Source organism: Streptomyces sp. S3(2020) (assembly GCF_013044505.1).
Lineage (GTDB): Bacteria > Actinomycetota > Actinomycetes > Streptomycetales > Streptomycetaceae > Streptomyces.
Genome location: NZ_JABERD010000053.1, coordinates 19,523 through 38,129 on the forward strand (window position 1 = coordinate 19,523; position 18,607 = coordinate 38,129).

At 70.2% G+C, this 18,607-nt stretch carries 19 protein-coding genes; 8 read left to right on the plus strand and 11 right to left on the minus strand.

Features of this window, described 5'->3' with window-relative positions; translation table 11 throughout:
* Positions 1-13: 13 nt before the first annotated feature.
* Genes HLK59_RS18930 through HLK59_RS18940 form a run of 3 tightly spaced genes read left to right on the plus strand, consistent with a single transcriptional unit; the run spans position 14 to position 3,009 of the window.
* Positions 14-1,396, plus strand: coding sequence for a ferredoxin reductase family protein (locus HLK59_RS18930; protein ID WP_171142636.1), 1,383 nt, complete (start codon positions 14-16; stop codon positions 1,394-1,396).
* 55 nt (positions 1,397-1,451) lie between these two features.
* On the plus strand, positions 1,452-2,249 hold the full coding sequence (locus tag HLK59_RS18935) for an FMN-binding protein (RefSeq protein ID WP_171142637.1): 798 nt from the start codon (positions 1,452-1,454) through the stop codon (positions 2,247-2,249).
* A 55-nt stretch (positions 2,250-2,304) separates the two neighbouring features.
* Complete coding sequence (locus HLK59_RS18940; protein WP_206327301.1) at positions 2,305-3,009, plus strand: FAD:protein FMN transferase; 705 nt, start codon at positions 2,305-2,307, stop codon at positions 3,007-3,009.
* Between the two features lie 15 nt (positions 3,010-3,024).
* On the opposite strand, the gene HLK59_RS18945 is transcribed toward HLK59_RS18940, so the two are convergent.
* From HLK59_RS18945 to HLK59_RS18970, 6 genes are all read right to left on the minus strand, one after another.
* Positions 3,025-3,564, minus strand: a complete 540-nt coding sequence (locus HLK59_RS18945) for an arginine repressor (protein ID WP_171142638.1) — start codon at positions 3,562-3,564, stop codon at positions 3,025-3,027.
* Positions 3,565-3,582: 18 nt separating this feature from the next.
* Positions 3,583-4,779, minus strand: coding sequence for an acetylornithine transaminase (locus HLK59_RS18950; protein ID WP_171142639.1), 1,197 nt, complete (start codon positions 4,777-4,779; stop codon positions 3,583-3,585).
* Entirely contained in the window at positions 4,776-5,684 is a 909-nt protein-coding gene (gene argB / locus HLK59_RS18955) for an acetylglutamate kinase (RefSeq protein WP_171142640.1), read from the minus strand. Before argB ends, HLK59_RS18950 begins: the two co-directional genes overlap by 4 nt.
* Complete coding sequence (gene argJ / locus HLK59_RS18960) at positions 5,681-6,832, minus strand: bifunctional glutamate N-acetyltransferase/amino-acid acetyltransferase ArgJ (protein ID WP_171142641.1); 1,152 nt, start codon at positions 6,830-6,832, stop codon at positions 5,681-5,683. Before argJ ends, argB begins: the two co-directional genes overlap by 4 nt.
* Positions 6,829-7,857, minus strand: coding sequence for an N-acetyl-gamma-glutamyl-phosphate reductase (gene argC, locus HLK59_RS18965; protein WP_171142642.1), 1,029 nt, complete (start codon positions 7,855-7,857; stop codon positions 6,829-6,831). The genes argJ and argC overlap by 4 nt, the downstream gene beginning before the upstream one ends.
* Positions 7,858-8,027: 170 nt before the next feature.
* Positions 8,028-10,502, minus strand: a complete 2,475-nt coding sequence (locus tag HLK59_RS18970) for an alpha-L-arabinofuranosidase C-terminal domain-containing protein (protein ID WP_171142643.1) — start codon at positions 10,500-10,502, stop codon at positions 8,028-8,030.
* Between the two features lie 154 nt (positions 10,503-10,656).
* On the opposite strand from HLK59_RS18970, the gene HLK59_RS18975 reads away from it, so the two are divergent.
* Complete coding sequence (locus HLK59_RS18975) at positions 10,657-11,100, plus strand: DUF6314 family protein (protein WP_171142644.1); 444 nt, start codon at positions 10,657-10,659, stop codon at positions 11,098-11,100.
* Between the two features lie 91 nt (positions 11,101-11,191).
* On the opposite strand, the gene HLK59_RS18980 is transcribed toward HLK59_RS18975, so the two are convergent.
* From HLK59_RS18980 to HLK59_RS18990, 3 genes are all read right to left on the minus strand, one after another.
* The gene (locus HLK59_RS18980; RefSeq protein ID WP_171142645.1) at positions 11,192-11,785 is read right to left on the minus strand and encodes a histidine phosphatase family protein; all 594 of its coding nucleotides are present in this window, start codon (positions 11,783-11,785) and stop codon (positions 11,192-11,194) included.
* 136 nt (positions 11,786-11,921) lie between these two features.
* A complete protein-coding gene (locus HLK59_RS18985; RefSeq protein ID WP_171142646.1) occupies positions 11,922-12,347 on the minus strand; it encodes a GNAT family N-acetyltransferase in 426 nt (141 codons plus the stop codon).
* Positions 12,348-12,398: 51 nt separating this feature from the next.
* On the minus strand, positions 12,399-13,838 hold the full coding sequence (locus HLK59_RS18990) for a PLP-dependent aminotransferase family protein (protein ID WP_171142647.1): 1,440 nt from the start codon (positions 13,836-13,838) through the stop codon (positions 12,399-12,401).
* Here HLK59_RS18990 and HLK59_RS18995 point away from each other — a divergent pair.
* Both HLK59_RS18995 and HLK59_RS19000 read left to right on the plus strand, forming a co-directional pair.
* Entirely contained in the window at positions 13,837-14,751 is a 915-nt protein-coding gene (locus HLK59_RS18995; RefSeq protein ID WP_171142648.1) for a DMT family transporter, read from the plus strand. The two genes, HLK59_RS18990 and HLK59_RS18995, sit on opposite strands and share 2 nt — an antisense overlap.
* Positions 14,752-14,844: 93 nt before the next feature.
* Positions 14,845-15,039 (plus strand): DUF1918 domain-containing protein, encoded by a 195-nt coding sequence (locus HLK59_RS19000; RefSeq protein WP_171142649.1) that lies wholly within the window; start codon positions 14,845-14,847, stop codon positions 15,037-15,039.
* Positions 15,040-15,167: 128 nt separating this feature from the next.
* On the opposite strand, the gene HLK59_RS19005 is transcribed toward HLK59_RS19000, so the two are convergent.
* Positions 15,168-16,424: a family 10 glycosylhydrolase gene (locus HLK59_RS19005; RefSeq protein WP_171142650.1), complete on the minus strand. Its 1,257-nt coding sequence runs from the start codon at positions 16,422-16,424 to the stop codon at positions 15,168-15,170.
* A 168-nt stretch (positions 16,425-16,592) separates the two neighbouring features.
* On the opposite strand from HLK59_RS19005, the gene HLK59_RS19010 reads away from it, so the two are divergent.
* Positions 16,593-17,453, plus strand: coding sequence for a 3-hydroxybutyryl-CoA dehydrogenase (locus HLK59_RS19010; RefSeq protein ID WP_171142651.1), 861 nt, complete (start codon positions 16,593-16,595; stop codon positions 17,451-17,453).
* 223 nt (positions 17,454-17,676) lie between these two features.
* Entirely contained in the window at positions 17,677-17,934 is a 258-nt protein-coding gene (locus HLK59_RS19015; RefSeq protein WP_171142652.1) for a hypothetical protein, read from the plus strand.
* Positions 17,935-17,958: 24 nt separating this feature from the next.
* On the opposite strand, the gene HLK59_RS19020 is transcribed toward HLK59_RS19015, so the two are convergent.
* The gene (locus HLK59_RS19020) at positions 17,959-18,504 is read right to left on the minus strand and encodes an NUDIX hydrolase (protein ID WP_171142653.1); all 546 of its coding nucleotides are present in this window, start codon (positions 18,502-18,504) and stop codon (positions 17,959-17,961) included.
* Positions 18,505-18,607: the final 103 nt, after the last annotated feature.

Below are 18,607 nucleotides of genomic sequence, written 5' to 3' on the forward strand. Positions count from 1 at the left end.
TCCCGGAGGAACCGTGACCACCACGCTCGCAGGCGGCCGCGCCGCCCGCCGCCAGACGATGCGCCGCATCCGCCCGCGCCGCTCCCCGGCCGTCCCCCTGGTGATCGCCCTATGGGCGGGCGCGGCCGCGGTGCTGTGGCTGTGGTGGGACAACACCCCCTCCCTCGCGGACAACACCGCGAAGATCCTCGCCGCGGGCCGGATCACCGGTCTGCTCGCCGGTTACCTCATGGCGCTCGTGGTGCTCCAGATGGCCCGGGTGCCCGCCCTGGAACGGCGGGTGGGCTCGGACCGGGTGGCGCGCTGGCACGCCATGAGCGGCCGTTACACGATCTTCCTGGTCGCCGCGCACGTCTTCCTCACCATGTGGGCGTACGCGCTCCAGGCCGGCAAGTCGCTCGGCGACGTGGTCCAGCAGACCATCGACTCGGTCAACACCCTGCCCGACATGGGCAAGGCGGGCATCGGCACCCTGTTGCTGTTCGTCATCGCGTTCCTCTCGATCGGCGGGATCCGCCGGATCGTCGGGTACGACACCTGGTACCACATCCACCTGCTGACCTACGCGGTCGTCTACCTGACGTTCTGGCACCAGATCAGCACCGGCAACGAGTTCGCCGTGGAGCCGGCCGCGAAGACCTTCTGGTACGGGCTGTACGGCGTGGTCACGGCGCTGGTGGTCTGGTACCGGGTCCTCACCCCGATCCGTCTCAACATGCGGCACCGGATGTACGTCGAGGCGGTCATCGAGGAGACGCCGGGCATCGTCTCGGTGCTCATCGGCGGCAAGAAGCTGCACCGGATGGGCGCGCAGGCGGGGCAGTTCTTCCGCTGGCGGTTCAAGGCGCCGGGCATGCGGTTCAGCTCGCACCCGTACTCGCTGTCGGCGGCGCCCCGCCCCGACATGCTGCGGATCACGGTCAAGGCGATCGGCGACCACACCGAACGGCTGCGTGAGCTGACGCCCGGCACCAAGGTGTGGGCCGAGGGCCCGTACGGGGCCCTCACCGCCCAGCGCCGCAGCCGCGGCAAGGTGCTGCTGGTCGCGGGCGGGGTCGGCATCACGCCGATGCGGGCGCTGTTCGAGACGCTGCCCGGAGCGAGCGGCGACATCACCCTTCTCTACCGGGCCAACAGCACCCAGGACCTGGCGCTCTGGGACGAGCTGGCCGCCATCGCCGACGAGCGGGGCGCCCGGCTGATGTACGCGGTCAACAGTCCGGACGGCGAGCGGCCCGACATCTCGGCGGAGCGGCTGCAGCAGAAGCTGCCGGACATCGACGAGCACGACGTCTTCATGTGCGGGCCGCCCGGCTTCGCGCAGGGCGTGTACGAAGCACTGCGCGGCGCGGGTGTACCCGCCCGCCGCATCCATCACGAGTCGTTCGAGATGTGAGCGACGGGACCACCTTCTAGGCCTTCAGGTAGAGACTTCAGGAGCTGTTGAAGCGATGAGGAAGAGTCACCCCCTTCGGCGTGTCGTCCTGGCCGGCGTCGCCACCGTCTCCGGGATCGTGGTGCTGCTGTCCCTGAAGCCGGGGACCAGCGCGACCGACGCGTCCGCGGCCGGCGACACGGCCCCGCAGCAGAGCGCGGCGGCCCAGGAGTCCGCGCAGGGCGGCGCCCAGGCGGCCACCGGCACCGCCACCGGGGACGCCGTGGACACCCAGTACGGGGCCATCCAGGTCCGTATCACCTTCGTCAACAACAAGATCACCAAGGCCGAGACGGTCCAGCAGCCCAAGGGCGGCCAGAGCGACCAGATCACCGGCAACGCGGTGCCGAAGCTCAACGCGGCGACGCTCGCCAAGCAGAGTGCGCAGATCGACACCGTGTCCGGGGCGACCTACACCAGCGAGGGCTACAAGAAGTCGCTCCAGTCGGCCATCGACAAGGGGAACGCGGCGGCCGCGGCGGGGGCGTCCTCGCCGTCACCGTCGCCGTCGAAGAGCGCGGGCAATGCCCAGGCGGCGGCCCCCAAGACGGTCACCGGCACCGTCTCCCAGACCCAGTACGGTCCCGTCCAGGTCCGGATCACCGTCACCAACGGCAAGATCACCAAGGCCGAGGCGGTCAAGCAGCCCACCGGGGGCCAGAGCGACCAGGTCAACGGCAACGCCATCCCGAAGCTCAACCAGGCGGCGGTGGCGGCGGGCGACGCCGACATCGACGCGGTGTCGGGCGCGACCTACACGAGCGCCGGCTACAAGCAGTCCCTGCAGTCGGCGCTGGACCAGGCCGGTGGCTGACACCGTGGCCGAACCGGCAGAAGCTCCCGCCGCGGTGCGTCACACGGAGGAGGTCATGGGGACCGTCTTCTCCTTCGACGTCCGCGGCGGGGATCAGGCCGCCGTCGAGGCGGCCCTGGCGAAGGCGGTCGCGGGTCTGCACCGCGCCGACGCCGTCTTCAGCACGTACCGCGACGACAGCCAGATCTCCCGGCTGGTCCGCGGTGAACTGACGGTCGACGACTGCGACCCGGAGGTCGCCGAGGTCCTGGACCTGGGCGCCAAGGCCGAGGAGGCGAGCGACGGCTGGTTCAGCCTGCGCTACGAGGGCCACCTCGACCCGACGGGCATCGTCAAGGGCTGGGCCGTGGAACGCGCGGCACGCTCCCTCTCGGCGGCCGGCGCGACCGGGGTGAGCCTCAACGGCGGCGGGGACGTACAGCTGCTGGGGACGCCACGGCCGCTGCGGCCGGGGGGCCTGGCGGCGGTGGTGTCGGCGGCGGGTACGAGCGAACTGGCCGTGGCGACATCCGGTACGGCCGAGCGCGGCGCCCATATCGTCGACCCCCGTACCGGCCGCTCGGCGGTCACGGACCTGGTGGCGGTGACGGTGGTGGCGCCGAGCGTGACATGGGCGGACTGCTGGGCCACGGCAGCCTTCGCGATGGGTTCGCGGGAGGGACTGCGCTGGCTGGAGGCGCTGCCCGACGTGGAGGCGCTCCTGATCACGGCGGGCGACGAGGTGAGATGCACAGGAGGCCTGGCATCTCGCCTCGGCTGAGGGGCCGCGCCCGCTTCAGTGCCCGTTCTGGGCCAGCCGCAGCAGATGCTCGGCCAGCGCCTGACCTCCCACCGGATCCCGGCTGATCAGCATCAACGTGTCGTCACCCGCGATCGTCCCGAGAATGTCGTGCAGCTCGGCCTGATCGATCGCCGACGCCAGGAACTGCGCGGCACCGGGCGGCGTCCGCAGCACGACGAGGTTCGCGGAGGCCTCCGCGGAGATCAGCAGCTCCTGCGACAACCGCCGCATCCGCTCTTCCTTCGCCGACTCCCCCAGCGGTGCCCGAGGGGTCCGGAAACCCCCCTCGCTCGGCACCGCGTAGATCAGGTCCCCGTCGGTGTTACGGATCTTCACCGCGTTCAGCTCGTCCAGGTCCCGGGAGAGCGTCGCCTGGGTGACGCTCAGCCCGTCGTCGGACAGCAGCTTCGCCAACTGGCTCTGCGAACGGACCGGTTGCCGGTTGAGGATGTCCACGATCCGGCGGTGCCGTGCGGTGCGGGTCTGCGGCACGGCAGGCCCATGGGTCTGCTCGTGATCCTGCGCCTGGCTCATCGTCGTCTCATTTCCGGATCATCCGTCCCCGTTGGCCACGTCCAGGATGCCGGGCAGCGCCTGGAGCAGCGCCGCCACCTCGTCGTCGCCGAGGTTCAGCGGCGGCATCAGCCGTACGACATCGGGGGCGGGCGCGTTCACCAGGAAACCGGCGTCCTGAGCCGCCTGCTGCGCCTGGGGCGCGAGCGGCTCGGTGAGCACGATACCCAGGAGGAGGCCGGAGCCCCGGACGTGGGCGATCAACGGGTGCCCCAGTGACTCGATTCCGTCGCGCAGCGCACCGCTCTGCCGCTTGACGTTGTCGAGCAGCCCCTCGTTCGCGATGGTGTCGAGCACGGCGAGTCCGGCGGCGCAGGCGACCGGGTTGCCGCCGAAGGTCGTCCCGTGGTGGCCGGGCTGGAGCAGTTCGGCGGCCCGGCCGAAGGCGACGGTCGCACCGAGCGGCAGGCCACCGCCGAGCTGCTTGGCGAGGGTGACGACGTCCGGCAGGACGCCCTCGTGGGCCTGGTACTCGAACCAGTGGCCGGTCCGGCCGATACCGGTCTGCACCTCGTCCAGCACCAGCAGCGCGCCCTTGGCCGCCGTGATCGCCCGGGCCGCCTTGAGGTAGCCGGCGGGCGGCACGATCACCCCGTTCTCGCCCTGGATCGGCTCGATGACGACGAGGGCGGTCTCCTCGGTGACCGCGGCGGCGAGCGCCTGCGCGTCCCCGAACGGCACGTGCGTGACATCGCCGGGCAGCGGCAGGAAGGGTTCCTGCTTGGCGGGCTGGCCGGTGAGGGCGAGGGCGCCCATGGTCCGGCCGTGGAAGCCGCCGCTGGTGGCGACCATGTGGGTCCGCCCGGTCAGCCGGCCGATCTTGAAGGCGGCCTCGTTGGCCTCGGCGCCGGAGTTGCAGAAGAAGACCTTGCCGTCCCGGCCGAAGAGCTGGAGCAGCCGTTCGGCGAGGGCGACGGTGGGCTCGGCCATGAAGAAGTTGGAGATGTGGCCGATCTCGGCGATCTGCCTGCTGACGGCCTCGACGATCGCCGGGTGGGCGTGGCCGAGCGCGTTGGTGGCGATACCGCCGACGAAGTCGTAGTACCGCTTGCCCTCGGTGTCCCAGACCTCGAGGCCGGCGCCGCGGACGAGGGGCAGCCGGGGGGTGCCGTAGTTGTTCATGAGCGAGCCCTGCCACCGCTGGGTGAGCTCTGCGTTGGTCGCGGTGCCGGTCATTCCCCATCCCCCTTGTCGGCGTCCGGCACGACCATCGTGCCGATGCCTTCGTCCGTGAAGATCTCCAGCAGGATCGAGTGCTGGACCCGTCCGTCGATGACCCGGGCCGTGGTGACGCCGTTGCGTACGGCGTGCAGACAGCCCTCCATCTTCGGGACCATGCCGGAGCTCAACTCCGGGAGCAGCTTCTCCAGTTGGGAAGCCGTGAGGCGGCTGATCACCTCGTCGCTGTTCGGCCAGTCCTCGTAGAGACCCTCGACGTCCGTGAGGACCATGAGGGTTTCGGCGCCCAGCGCAGCAGCGAGTGCCGCAGCCGCCGTATCAGCATTGACGTTGTAGACATGTCCGTCGTCCTGGCTACGGGCGATCGACGAGACGACCGGGATGCGGCCGTCGGCGAGCAGTGCCTCGATCGCGCCCGTGTCGATCGCGGTGATCTCGCCCACCCGTCCGATGTCGACCAACTCGCCGTCGATCTCGGGCTGGTGCTTGGTGGCGGTGATGGTGTGCGCGTCCTCGCCGGTGAGTCCCACGGCGAGCGGTCCGTGCTGGTTGAGGAGCCCGACGAGCTCGCGCTGCACCTGTCCGGCGAGCACCATCCGTACGACGTCCATGGCGTCCTCGGTGGTGACGCGCAGGCCGGCCTTGAACTCGCTGACGATGCCGTGCTGGTCGAGGGCGGCGCTGATCTGGGGGCCGCCGCCGTGCACGACGACCGGCTTGAGGCCTGCGTGGTGCAGGAAGACGACGTCCTGGGCGAAGGCGGCCTTCAGGTCCTCGTCGATCATGGCGTTGCCGCCGAACTTGATGACGACCGTCCTGCCGTTGTGCCGGGTCAGCCAGGGCAGCGCCTCGATGAGGATCTGCGCCTTCGGCAGTGCCTTGTGCTTCCTGGTCTCGCTCATGAGGAGTACGCGCTGTTCTCGTGGACGTAGTCGGCGGTGAGGTCGTTGGTCCAGATGGTGGCGGTCTCGGAGCCCGCGGCCAGGTCGGCGACGATGTGCACCTCGCGGTAGCGCATGTCGACCTTGTCGCGGTCCTCGCCGACCCCGCCGTTCTTGCAGACCCAGACGCCGTTGATGGCGACGTTGAGCCGGTCCGGTTCGAAGGCGGCCCGCGTGGTGCCGATCGCGGAGAGCACGCGGCCCCAGTTGGGGTCCTCGCCGTGGAGGGCGCACTTGAGGAGGTTGTTGCGGGCGATGGAGCGGCCCACCTCGACGGCGTCGGCCTCGGTCGCGGCGTTGACCACCTCGATCCTGATGTCCTTGCTGGCGCCCTCGGCGTCCCGGATGAGCTGCTGTCCGAGGTCGTCGCAGACGGCCCGTACGGCCTCGGCGAACTCCGCGTACTGCGGGGTGACCTCGGCGGCGCCGGAGGCGAGCAGCAGCACGGTGTCGTTGGTGGACATGCAGCCGTCGGAGTCGACGCGGTCGAAGGTCGTGTGCGTGGCGGCGCGCAGCGCCTTGTCCAGTACGTCGCTGTCGACGTCGGCGTCGGTGGTGAGGACGACGAGCATGGTGGCGAGGCCGGGGGCGAGCATGCCCGCGCCCTTGGCCATGCCGCCCACGGTCCAGCCGTCCTTGGTGACGACGGACGTCTTGTGGACGGTGTCGGTGGTCTTGATGGCGATGGCGGCCTTCTCACCACCGTGCTCGCTCAGAGCCTCGGCGGCCGTGGCGACACCCGGCAGCAGCTTGTCCATGGGGAGCAGTACGCCGATGAGGCCGGTGGAGGCGACGGCCACCTCGCCCGCGCCGACACCGAGGACGTCGGCGACCTTCTCGGCGGTGGCGTGCGTGTCCTGGAAGCCCTTGGGGCCCGTACAGGCGTTGGCGCCACCGGAGTTGAGGACGACGGCCGTCAGCTGACCGCTCTTGAGCACCTGCTCGGACCACAGGACCGGCGCGGCCTTCACACGGTTGGAGGTGAAGACGCCCGCGGCGGCGCGGCGCGGCCCGGTGTTGACCACGAGGGCCAGGTCCGGGTTGCCGTTCTCCTTGATCCCGGCGGCGATGCCCGCCGCCTGGAATCCCTTGGCTGCCGTGACGCTCACGGTGCGACTCCGATCGTGGAAAGCCCGGTGGACTCGTCGAGTCCGAGGGCGATGTTCATGCTCTGTACGGCACCGCCCGCGGTGCCCTTGGTCAGGTTGTCGATGGCGCTGATGGCGATGATGCGGCTGGCGGCCTCGTCGTACGCGACCTGGATCTGAACGGCGTTGGAACCATGGACGGACGCCGTGGCGGGCCACTGTCCCTCGGGGAGGAGGTGGACGAAGGGCTCGTCGGCGAGGGCCTTCTCGTAGGCGGCGCGGACGGACTCGGCGGTGACGCCGGGCTTCGCCTTGGCGGAGCAGGTGGCGAGGATGCCCCGGGACATCGGCGCGAGGGTCGGCGTGAAGGAGACGGACACCCGCTCCCCCGCCGCCCCACTGAGGTTCTGGATCATCTCGGGCGTGTGCCGGTGGCCGCCGCCGACGCCGTACGGCGACATGGAGCCCATGACCTCGGAGCCCAGCAGATGGGCCTTGGGCGCCTTGCCCGCGCCGGAGGTCCCGGAGGCGGCGACGATCACGGCCTCGTGCTCGGCGAGTCCGGCGACGTACGCCGGGAAGAGCGCCAGCGACACGGCGGTCGGATAGCAACCGGGTACCGCGATGCGCTTGGACCCCTCCAGCGCGGCGCGGGCACCCGGCAGTTCGGGGAGGCCGTACGGCCAGGTGCCGGCGTGCGGGGAACCGTAGAACTTCTCCCAGTCGGCGGCGTCCTTCAGCCGGAAGTCGGCGCCCATGTCGACGACGAGGACGTCCGGGCCGAGCTGCTCGGCGACGGCGGCGGACTGGCCGTGCGGCAGGGCGAGGAAGACGACGTCATGACCGGCGAGGACGTCGGCCGTGGTCTCCTGGAGGACGCGGTCGGCCAGCGGCAGCAGGTGCGGCTGGAGCGCGCCCAGCTTCTGCCCGGCGTTGGAGTTGCCGGTCAGGGCGCCGATCTCGACCTCGGGGTGCGCCAGGAGCAGCCGCAGGACTTCGCCGCCCGCGTACCCACTCGCTCCGGCCACTGCCGCACGTACCGCCATGGAATCCTCCTCTTGGATGGCATGACTATACGTTTCGATGCACGTTTATGCAATCTCGACGGGCTGCCACTCCCGGAGCGGCCGCACAGGGCGCGGGAGGTGCCCGGCGGTCCCGTCGGCGGACATGGCCATGCGCCGGTGAACCGCATTCACCGGCGCATGGCACGGGACTACCTCTGCTTGATCCTGAGGAACGTGACCGAGTTCGCCGGGAAGGTGTACGAGAACTCGTCGGCGACCCCGTCGAACGTGGACTTCACCGGGGCGACCGGTGTCGCGGTCTCCGTGTTCAGTGCGTTCGGGTCGGCCGTCAGGGTGGTGACGCGGGCCTTGGACGCGACCCTGGCGCCGCCCAGGTCGATCGCCGTGCGGGCGGCGGTGGACTGGGCGTTGACGACCTTGACGATCAGGTCGCCGGTCTTCTTGTCCTTGGTGACGACCTGCCGGAACGGCTCGGCCGGCTTGTCGTCGGTGAAGCTGCCCCATTCCTGGCCGTCGAGGTAGAGGGTGACCTGGCGGCCCCGCACCTTGATGTCGATGTCGTAGGCGCGGCCCGTCTCGACCGACCCGGCCTTGGAGACCAGCGTCGACTTGCCGCCGTCCACGGCCTGCTCGACGGCGGACAGGGTGTTGTTCCAGCCACCGAGGTTCCACCAGTAGTAGTTGCCGGTGTCCTTGACGCCGAAGGCGACGAGGAAGCCCTCCTTGCCGGCCTTCTTGGTGGCCTTCACGTGCAGGTCGTAGTCGTGCCAGCCGGTGTCGCCGGCCGAGACCATGGTGTTCTCGGCGGCCACGTCGGTCTGCGTGTACTGCCCGTCCTGGACGCTCCAGCTGCCACCGCCGGTGTGGGTCCACTGAGAGGCGTCACCGGAGAAGTCGTCGCTCAGCAGGGAGGTGCCGTCGGCGCCCGTCACCTTCACATCGTCGTACGACGCCGTGGTCGCCCAGGTGGAGAGGCCGACCGCACCGGTGATGGGGCCCGTCAGCGACGGTGTCCCGGTCGCCGTGGAGGGCACCACGCGGTCGCCGACGTTGGTCATGAAGAGTTTCTGGACCTCGTAGTTGGCGGAGTTCCAGGACGCGTGGTTGTTGAACCAGACGAGGTCCGGCTGCCACTGGACGTAGTCCTCGTTGGCGAACAGCGGTGCGTAGGAGGCGAGTTTGACGACGTCCGCGTTGCGCTCCAGGCCGGTCATGAAGGCCGCTTCGGCGAGACCGTTCTTGAAGGCGTTGCCCCAGGAGGCGTACTCGCCGAGGAAGACCTTCGGGCCGCTGCGGTCGTAGGAGTCGTAGCGGTCGTTGTTCTGGAGGAACCACTGCGTGCTGTTGTAGTAGTGCTCGTCGACCATGTCGACCTTGGCGTCCTTGTTGAGCTGCCAGGCGGTGTCGAAGGTCGAACCGGCGTCGTCCGGGCCGGAGTTGGAGATGACGGTGATGTCCGGGTACTTGGCCGCGATGGCGGCGCGGAACTCCTTGAACCGGGCGAAGAACTCGACCGGGAGGTTCTCCTCGTTGCCGACCTCGATGTGGGTGAGGTGGAAGGGCTTGGGGTGGCCCATCCGGGCGCGCTTCTTGCCCCAGGTCGAGGTGACCGGGCCGTTGGCGAACTCGATGAGGTCGAGGGTGTCCTGGATGTGCCGCTTGAGCAGCGCCTCGTCGTCGACGGCCTTGTTCTGGCCGCAGCCGGTCACCAGGGCGGGGACGACGGGCAGCGGCATGGCGCCGATGTCCTCGGAGAGACGGAAGTACTCGTAGTAGCCGAGGCCGTAACTCTGGTTGTAGCCCCAGAAGTTGGAGTTGGTGGCGCGCTCCTCGACCGGGCCGATGGTGTCCTTCCACTGGTAGGAGCGCTTGCGCTGGTAGCCGGAGGCCTCGCTGTAGTCCTCCATCGAGCCGGTGTTGACCAGGCAGCCGCCGGGGAAGCGCACGAAGCCCGGGTGGAGGGCGGCGATCTTCTCGGCGAGGTCCTTGCGCAGGCCGTTCGCCTGGTGCTTGTAGGTGTCGCGCGGGAAGAGCGAGACCATGTCGAGGGCGGCCGCGGCCGAGGAGGCCACGGTCAGACGGCCGTCACTGCTGGTGCGGGTGGCGGTGAAGGTCGCCTTGTACTTGGCCCAGCCGCCCTTCGCGGCGACCTGGCGTGCGGTGGCGAGGCCGCCGTCGGCGTCCTGGAGCGAGACCGTGAGGGTCGTGCCGCTCTCGGCGCGGGCCCACACGGAGAAGTCGTACTTCTTGCCCTCCTCGACATGGACACCGGTGTTGTATCCGGCGTTGGTCACGGTCGAACCGGCGCCCAGGGAGAGGTAGTTGCGGTTGCGCGCGTTGAGCCGGCCGTCGTCGTTCACGACCTGTCCGGTGCCGTCGACGGTCCACGAGGTGAGGGGGGTGTACGAGCGGTTGTCGTCGGTGGAGTACTCGAAGGACCGGTTCTGGACGAGCTCGGCGTACAGGCCTCCGTCGGCGGCCCGGTTGATGTCCTCGAAGAAGACGCCGTACATCGTGTCGTCGATCTTCGCGCCCTTGGCGGCGGGGTCGACGGTGATGGTGTAGTCGGTGGCGTCCTCGGCATGGGCCGGGGCCGTGACGAGACCGGCCGTCACCAGGAACGCGGTGGCGGCGAGGCCGAATCTCCAGCGGGTGCGTGACATGGATACTCCGCGGCTCGATCGGGGGAGCTGTTCAGATGGTCGAGATGTTCGAGATATCAGACGCTGATCAACACTTCGAACGGCAAGATAGGGAGGGGAATTCGCGAGCGTCAACGGGTCGCGCGGTACCGAAAGTGTCGGAAGGGAAGAGCGGATGGGCGGGTTCTGGCCAGTACCGGAGGTACTGACGTATCTGGCCGGGAGCTGGCGGGCCGAGCGTTCCGTGCGAGACCTGGCGAGCGGGGCGACCGGGCACTTCTCGGGCACGACGGTTTTCGGCCCATGGGACGGCGACGGGCTGCTGCACCGGGAATCCGGCACCTTCACCTGGCAGGGCATCTCCCGCCCCGCCGAGCGCACCCTGCGTTTCCTGCCCGGGACCTCGGCGGGCGAGGCCGACGTCCGCTTCGCCGACGGCCGCTTCTTCCACGACCTGGACCTGACCTCGGGCCACCACATCGCCGACCACCCCTGCGCGGCGGACCTCTACCGCGGGGAGTTCACCGTCCTCGACGAGCGGCACTGGCGGACGGTGTGGCGGGTGGGCGGCCCCGCCAAGGACCTCGTCCTCACGACCTCGTACACGCGCGGGACCTGACCACTACAGGTAAGGGACGTGACCACTACAAGTGCGGGACCTGACCACTACAGGTGCGAGACCCGACCACTACAGGTACGGGACCTGACCGCTAAAGGTGCGGGACCTGTGCCTGGGCCCCGTCGAAGCGCAGGTTCCAGCGGCCCGCGCGGCCGGTGACGGTGGTGGTCGACAGGGGGCGGACGTCGATGTTCCAGTACGTCGACGGCGGTGCCTTCAGGGCGTAGACCAGCGCGGCGCGGACCACCGAGGGCTCGGCGACGGCGACGATACGACCACTGTCGCCCACGGGCCGGGTGTCGAGCCAGCCGCCGACCCTGCCGATGAAGGCGAGCAGCGACTCGCCGCCGTGCGGGGTGCCGCGCGGGTCGGCGAGCCAGGCGTCCACCGCCTCCGGTTCGCGCGCCATCGCCTCGCCCAGCGTCAGCCCGCGCCAGCGGCCCATGTCGCAGTCCCGCAGGGCGAGTTGCACGAGCGGGGCATAGCCGAGGGCGTCCCCGGTCGCGCGGCTGCGTGGAGTCGGTGAGCAGTAGCGCAGTTCCGCGGCGGCCAGCGGCAGCAACTCCCCCGCGGCGCGCTGTACCTCGTCCCAGCCGGCCTGGTCGAGCGGCCGGTCGTCCTCGAAGCGCTCCGCGAGCAGCGGGGAGCTGCGGGCGGCGGCGACGAATGTGACCCGAAGTGGCATGCGGCGATGGTGAGTGGAGAAAGTACGCAGGTCAAGAGGTGTTACCCGGGAGTTACGCAGGGTTGGCAAAACCTTACTGCAAGGTCAGGACCTGCCGGACAACTCACCCGAAACGAGGGTCTCCGGCAGAGGGGCCCTAGTAGAGGTGCACCATCCACTGGTCCGGGTTCGCGAGCGGCGCGAACCCGGCCTTCTCGTACACCCCGTGCGCGTCACGCGTGGCGAGCAGGACGCGGCGCAGTCCGTCGGGCCGCAGCTCCTCGCGCACGGCCTCGACGAGGGCGGTCCCGATCCCCTTGCCCCGCACGGACGGATCGACGTACACATCGCACAGCCACGCGAACGTCGCCCGGTCGGTGACGATCCGGGCGTACGCCACCTGCTCCCCCGAAGCCGTCTCATAGACCCCGAAGTTGAGCGACCCCTCGATCGCCCGGTCCTGCTTCTCCCTGGACCGGCCGATCGCCCAGTACGCGTCGGTGGAGAGCCAGTGATGGACACGGGCGGCGTCGACGCGGTCGGGGTCGGTGGAGATCTCGTAGCCAGCGGCAAGGTCGTTCATACGGAGATCCTCGCAGGGCGACGAAGTCCGGCGCGAACGGTTTCCCGCCCCTCACAGCGCCTCGTCGCAGGCCGCCCGCAACCGTCGTACCCCTTCCGCGATCTCCCCCACCCCCGCCACCGCCGCGAAACTCAACCGCACATGCCCCGCAGGCGGCTCCGCGCTGAAGTACGGGCGGCCCGGGGTGATCGCGACGCCTGCACGGAGGGCGGCCGCCGTGAGCGCGGCCTCTCCTCCCCCAGAACCGTCCGGCAGGCGCAGCCAGAGGTGGTAGCCGCCCGACGGGACGTGCGGGAGGGCGAGTTCGGGGAGCCGGCGGGCGAGCGCCGTCGTCATGGTGTCCCGGCGGGTCTTCAGGTCGGTGGAGATCGAACGCAGATGGCGCGGCCAGGCGGCCGAGCCCACGAGTTCCAGCGCCGCCTCCTGCAGGGGGCGGGGCACGAAGAAGGTGTCGACGACCTGGATGGCCCGCAGTCGCTCCAGCACCGGGCCGCGTGCCGCCAGCGCGCACACCCGGAAGCTCGGCGAGGTCGCCTTGGTCAGCGAGCACACATGGACGACGACCCCGTCGGCGTCCTCGGCGGCCAGCGGACGCGGCAGTTCGCCCGCGTCCGCGTGCACGAGCCGTCGTACGAAGTCGTCCTCGACGACGAACGCGCCGGCCTCGCGCGCGATGCGCAGCACCTCGCCCCGGCGTTCGGGGGCGAGCACGGCACCGGTCGGGTTCTGGAACAGCGGCTGGCAGACGAACACCCGGGCACCGGTGGCCCGGAAGGCGTCGGCCAGCAGCTCCGGCCTGACCCCGTCCGCGTCGACCGGGACGGGCACCGGCCGCAGCCCCGCGGCCCGGGCGATCGCCAGCATGCCGGGATAGGTGGGCGACTCGACGAGCACCGGCGCCCCGGGAGAGGCCAGCGCACGCAGCGCGATGGTCAGCGCCGACTGTCCGCCGGCGGCGATCAGCACCTCCGCCGCCGTGACCGAGCCGCCGATGCTCCGCGCGAACCACGACCGCAGTTCGGTGAGCCCCTCCATGGGCGGCCGGCCCCAGGCACCGGGACGGCGTGCGGCACGGGAGAGCGCGGCGGCGAGCGCCTGCTCGGGCTGGAGCGAGGGGTGCAGATAGCCACCGGTGAACTCGATCACCTCGGGCGGCGGCTCGGTCAGCGAGACCAGGACACCGCTCGCGTCCACCGAGCGCGGCACGAGCTCGGTGGCGGCGTCCGCGCTCAGCGCCACCTCCTGCCAGGAGGTGTCCCCGGCGGGGGTGGTCGTCGTACGCGCCTGCGCGCGGAACGCGCCCGCTCCCGGCCGGGTGACGACGAGCCCCTCGGCGGCCAGCTGCGCGAACGCCCGCGACACGGTCACCGGGCTCACCCGGTAGCGCTCGACGAGGGCCCGACTGGACGGGAGCTTTCCACCAGGAGAGTAGCGGTTCAGCTCCATCCGCAGCCGTTCCGCCAGTTCATCCACACTGCTACGCTCTTGCATGAGAGTACAGAGTAGCGCTACCACCCCCACCACGATAGCGGTCGACACCCCGCCCGCCAGGGCGACCGGCACCCTTCTCGCCGCCCTCGGGGTCGTCGCCTTCTCCCTCACCTTCCCCGCGACCGCGTGGGGCCTGGAGGGCTTCGGGCCCTGGTCACTGGTCGGCACGCGGTCCGTCCTCGCCGCCCTGATCGCCGGCGCGTGTCTGCTGGCCCTGCGCGTCCCGGTTCCGGACCGGCGGCACTGGGTGGGGCTCGCGATCGTCGCGGCCGGGGTCGTCGTCGGCTTCCCGCTGCTCACGACCCTCGCGCTACAGACCTCGACCACGTCTCACGCCGCCGTCGTGGTCGGTCTGCTCCCGCTCACCACCGCACTGTGCTCCGCCCTGCGCATGGGCACCCGCCCGTCCCGCACCTTCTGGACGGCCGCCCTCGCGGGCGCGGCCGCGGTCCTCGCCTTCACCGTGCAGCAGAGCGGCGGTACCCTCACCTCCGCCGACCTCTACCTCTGCGGCGCCCTGCTGGTGTGCGCGGCCGGCTACACCGAGGGCGGCCGGCTGGCCAAGGTCATACCTGGCTGGCAGGTCATCGGCTGGGCGCTGGTGCTGTGCCTGCCGTTCACCGTGCCCGCGGCCGTGCTGGCCCTGGCGTACGAACCCGTGGACCTCACCGCGCACAGCGTGATCGGACTGCTGTGGGTAGCGGCGGGCTCGCAGTTCCTCGGTCTGGTCGTCTGGTACCGGGGCATGGCCGTGATCGGTATCCCCAAGGCCAGCCAGTTGCAGTTGGCCCAGCCCCTGCTCACACTGGTGTGGTCGGTGCTGCTGCTGGGTGAGCACCTGACGGTGGCCGCTCCGCTGACGGCCGCGGCGGTGCTCGTCTGCATCGCCGTCACCCAGCGGGCGCGGGGCTGAGCGGCGCGCACGGGCCGGTCCCAACCGGGCCCCCGCGCCGTAAACTCAAGGCCACGGACCGCTGCTCCCGCACCTCGTGAGGAGGACCGACAGATGCGTGCAACCGTGGGCGACCAGCTTGTGCAGCACGGCAGGGTGGTCGGACAGCACGACAAGATCGGCGAGATCGTCGAAGTGATGGGGCAGGGGGGCAACCCCCCGTACCGCGTCCGCTTCGAGGACGGGCACGTGGGCGTGTGCTCACCCGGCCCCGACACCGAGATCCGTCACAAGGACACCGCGCACTAGGGCCTGTCGACGCGGAGCGTCGGCGACCGACGACAACGCGGCTGGGGGTCCCCCCACGCCTTTGAGGCAGTGGGGGAGTGCGTGCCAGGGCCCGCGACGCCGAGCTGATCCAAACGACAGGCCCTGGGTCAGCGTGAGGACCTCGCCGGCTGCTGGTAGTGGTCGGCGACCACGCGTGCCATCGCACCGATGGGATCCGCCGACACCTCCTTGGCCGCGAAGAAGACATGCCCGCACAGCTCCGGGTGGTCCTTGGCCAGGGTGAGATGCCGGGACAGTTCGGCGGGGTCCTGCCAGGCGGCCGGCTGAGCCGGATCCCCCGCCTTGTAGAGGGCCTCGCCCAGATACAGCTTCGTCCTGCTCCCCCGCGCCACCTCGGCCCACCAGGGCGCCAGCGTCGCGTAGTCGGCGGCGGCGAAGCCGATGTTCCAGTAGAGCTGCGGCACGAGGTAGTCGATCCAGCCCTCCCGGACCCACTTGCGGGTGTCGGCGTAGTTGTCGTCGTACGACTGCACGCCCGCCCGTGTGCTGGAACCGAGCGGATCGGTGGCCACATTGCGCCACACCCCGAAGGGGCTGATGCCGAACCGGGTGGTGGGCCGGATCTCCCGGATGCGGGCCGCGGTCTCCAGCACCAGCCGGTCGATGTTGTCCCGCCGCCAGTCGGCCCGGGTGTCGAAGCCGCCGCCGTACTCGTCGTAGGCCGCGTCGTCGTCGAAGGTCTGGCCCGCCACCGGGTACGGATAGAAGTAGTCGTCGAAGTGGACCCCGTCCACCGGGTACTTCTCCACCGCGTCCAGGATCGCGTCCTGCACGAAGGAACGGACCTCGGGCAGCCCGGGGTTGTAGTAGAGCTTCCCGCCGTACCTCACCACCCACTCCGGGTGCCGGCGGGCCGGGTGGGAGGCGACCAGCTTCGCCGGGTCCGTCTGGAGGGCAATGCGATACGGGTTGAACCAGGCGTGCAGCTCCAGGCCCCGGTGGTGCGCCTCGCGCACGGCCGTGCCGAGCGGATCCCAGCCGGGGGCCTTGCCCTGGGTGCCGGTGAGGTACTGCGACCAGGGCTCGTACGGCGAGGGCCAGAGCGCGTCCGCGGTGGGCCGTACCTGGAGCATCACCGTGTTCAGACGGTCCGCCACCGCCCTGTCGAGGTGCGCGATCAGCTCGGCGCGCTGCTGGGCGGCGGTCAGTCCGGTCCTGGAGGGCCAGTCACGGTTGGCCACACTGGCGATCCAGACGCCCCGCATCTCGCGGACCGCGCGGGGGCGGCGGGCGAGCGCGGCCGGTGCTGCCGGTGCTGCCGGTGCTGCCGACGCACTGCCCGACGCGGTCGTGAGCGTGGAAATCGCGGCCAGCCCGAACGCCCGACGTGACAAACGCCCCATCTGTTGCACCCCGAAACACGGCGGATCCGCCCGACCGCGGACCGTTCGCGCCCAGGATGCCCGACCCCGCCGATCGATCATCGATACTTTCCAGTAACGTGCACGAACGGAGCAGGGCATCTCCACAAAGAGGCCCCGCACAGTCCGTAGACCAGCGAAAGGGACGATGTGAGCGACATCGAGCGCGTCGGAGTGGTGGGCTGCGGCCAGATGGGAGCGGGCATCGCCGAGGTGTGCGCCCGTTCCGGACTGGACGTGAAGGTCGCCGAGACCACGGGCGAGGCCCTGGAGATCGGCCGGACCCGGCTGTTCAACTCGCTGACGAAGGCCGCCGAACGCGGCAAGATCAGCGAGGAGGAGCGCGACGCGACCCTGGCGCGCCTGTCGTTCACCACCGACCTCGGCGAGTTCTCCGACCGTGATCTGGTGATCGAGGCCGTCGTCGAGAACGAGCAGGTCAAGACCGAGATCTTCCAGGTGCTCGACCAGGTCATGACCCGGCCGGACGCGATCCTCGCCTCCAACACCTCCTCCATCCCCCTGGTGAAGCTGGCGGTCGCCACCTCGCGCCCCGACCATGTCGTCGGCATCCACTTCTTCAACCCGGCCCCGGTGCAGAAGCTCGTCGAGCTGATCCCGGCGCTCACCACCTCCGAGGGCACGATCAGCCGCGCCCAGGCCTTCGCCGAGAAGCTGCTCGGCAAGCACGCGATCCGCGCCCAGGACCGCTCCGGCTTCGTGGTCAACGCGCTGCTCGTGCCGTATCTGCTCTCCGCCATCCGGATGTTCGAGTCGGGCATCGCGGGCCGCGAGGACATCGACAACGGCATGGAGATGGGCTGCGCCCACCCGATGGGTCCGCTGAAGCTGTCGGACCTGATCGGTCTGGACACGATCGTCTCCATCGCCAACTCGATGTACGACGAGTACAAGGAGCCGCTGTACGCCGCTCCCCCGCTGCTCCAGCGCATGGTCGACGCCGGCCGTCTGGGCCGCAAGAGCGGCTCCGGCTTCTACACCTACGGCTGACTCCTCTCCGCGTCGTGCACAGTGCCCATTCCAGGGTGCCGATGACACAGTGCGACGAACACGGGCCCGGCACTCTTAGGAGCGCCGGGCCCGCCGTATTCACACACCGTGTGCGCGCCGGGCCCGCATATGCCTGTCGCACACGCTCCCCACGCGTCCACCAGGGGAGTTGACTCCTCATGCGCATGCAAGGGATGTGACGACTACGGAAAGGAGCGGACCAGTGACCGCCGACCCGGAGCATCCCGTGGTCCATGGAGAACTCGCAGAGTTACGCCGCCGACTCGATGTCGCCTACGCGCGTGTCGAGGGAGGGCTCAATCTGCTCAGCCATCGCACGGAGGAGACGGACAAGGAACTGGACGACCTCAGCGCACGCATCGTCGTACTGGAGCACGCCCGTTGGCCGCTGCCCGCCGTCGCGGCCGTGACGGCCGTGGGCGCACTGATCGCGACGGTCTGGCAGGCCGTCGGACACTAGGGCACGGGACGCGGTGGGGGGAAGTCAGGGCAAAGCGTCCTGCCCGAGCCTGAGATGGTGCAGCAGGAGCAGCGCGGCCGCCATGTTGGCGGCCGGGACCTCGCCGCGGGCGACCATGTCGGGGACGAGCTTGAGGGGGACCCATTCCCGGCGGTCCGACTCGAAGTCGTCCACGGGATGTCCGACGTACTCGCCCTCCTCGGCCCAGTAGACGTGGTGCCGGGCGTCGGTGAGCCCGTTGGACGGTTCCACGCTCATGAGGTGGTGCAGAGGTCCCGGTCGCCAGCCGGTCTCTTCCTCGAGTTCCCTGGCGGCCGCGCACGCGATGTCCTCGCCGTCCTCGACGACGCCCGCGGCCAGTTCCCACCCCCAACTGTCGGTGATGAAGCGGTGGCGCCACAGGAGGAGGACTTCATTGGCCTCGTTCACCACCGTGGCCACGGCGACGGGCCGCAGCCGTATCAAAAAGTGATCGAGGTGCCGACCGTCCGGCAGCTCGACATCCGCGAGGTTGACGCTGAACCAGCGGTTTTCATACACAGTTTGTTCGTTCTGTTTCGTCCACTGCACGGTTCTGCCACCTTCCGCTGAGTAAGTGGCAATATCGCAGCAGGAGCAGTTCGGCAGCAGACGCAGAACTACCTCTCACAGCTGCGGCGCAGTGTGATGTCAG

Coding starts and splice junctions, on each gene's coding strand:
- HLK59_RS18935 (WP_171142637.1), top strand. CDS start 1,452: ATGAGGAAGAGTCACCCCCTTCGGCGTGTCGTCCTGGCCGGCGTCGCC.
- HLK59_RS18985 (WP_171142646.1), bottom strand. CDS start 12,347: ATGAACGACCTTGCCGCTGGCTACGAGATCTCCACCGACCCCGACCGC.
- HLK59_RS18940 (WP_206327301.1), top strand. CDS start 2,305: ATGGGGACCGTCTTCTCCTTCGACGTCCGCGGCGGGGATCAGGCCGCC.
- HLK59_RS19005 (WP_171142650.1), bottom strand. CDS start 16,424: ATGGGGCGTTTGTCACGTCGGGCGTTCGGGCTGGCCGCGATTTCCACG.
- HLK59_RS18950 (WP_171142639.1), bottom strand. CDS start 4,779: ATGACCGGCACCGCGACCAACGCAGAGCTCACCCAGCGGTGGCAGGGC.
- HLK59_RS18990 (WP_171142647.1), bottom strand. CDS start 13,838: ATGCAAGAGCGTAGCAGTGTGGATGAACTGGCGGAACGGCTGCGGATG.
- argB (WP_171142640.1), bottom strand. CDS start 5,684: ATGAGCGAGACCAGGAAGCACAAGGCACTGCCGAAGGCGCAGATCCTC.
- HLK59_RS18970 (WP_171142643.1), bottom strand. CDS start 10,502: ATGTCACGCACCCGCTGGAGATTCGGCCTCGCCGCCACCGCGTTCCTG.
- argC (WP_171142642.1), bottom strand. CDS start 7,857: ATGGCGGTACGTGCGGCAGTGGCCGGAGCGAGTGGGTACGCGGGCGGC.
- HLK59_RS18975 (WP_171142644.1), top strand. CDS start 10,657: ATGGGCGGGTTCTGGCCAGTACCGGAGGTACTGACGTATCTGGCCGGG.
- HLK59_RS18995 (WP_171142648.1), top strand. CDS start 13,837: ATGAGAGTACAGAGTAGCGCTACCACCCCCACCACGATAGCGGTCGAC.
- HLK59_RS18945 (WP_171142638.1), bottom strand. CDS start 3,564: ATGAGCCAGGCGCAGGATCACGAGCAGACCCATGGGCCTGCCGTGCCG.
- HLK59_RS18980 (WP_171142645.1), bottom strand. CDS start 11,785: ATGCCACTTCGGGTCACATTCGTCGCCGCCGCCCGCAGCTCCCCGCTG.
- HLK59_RS19000 (WP_171142649.1), top strand. CDS start 14,845: ATGCGTGCAACCGTGGGCGACCAGCTTGTGCAGCACGGCAGGGTGGTC.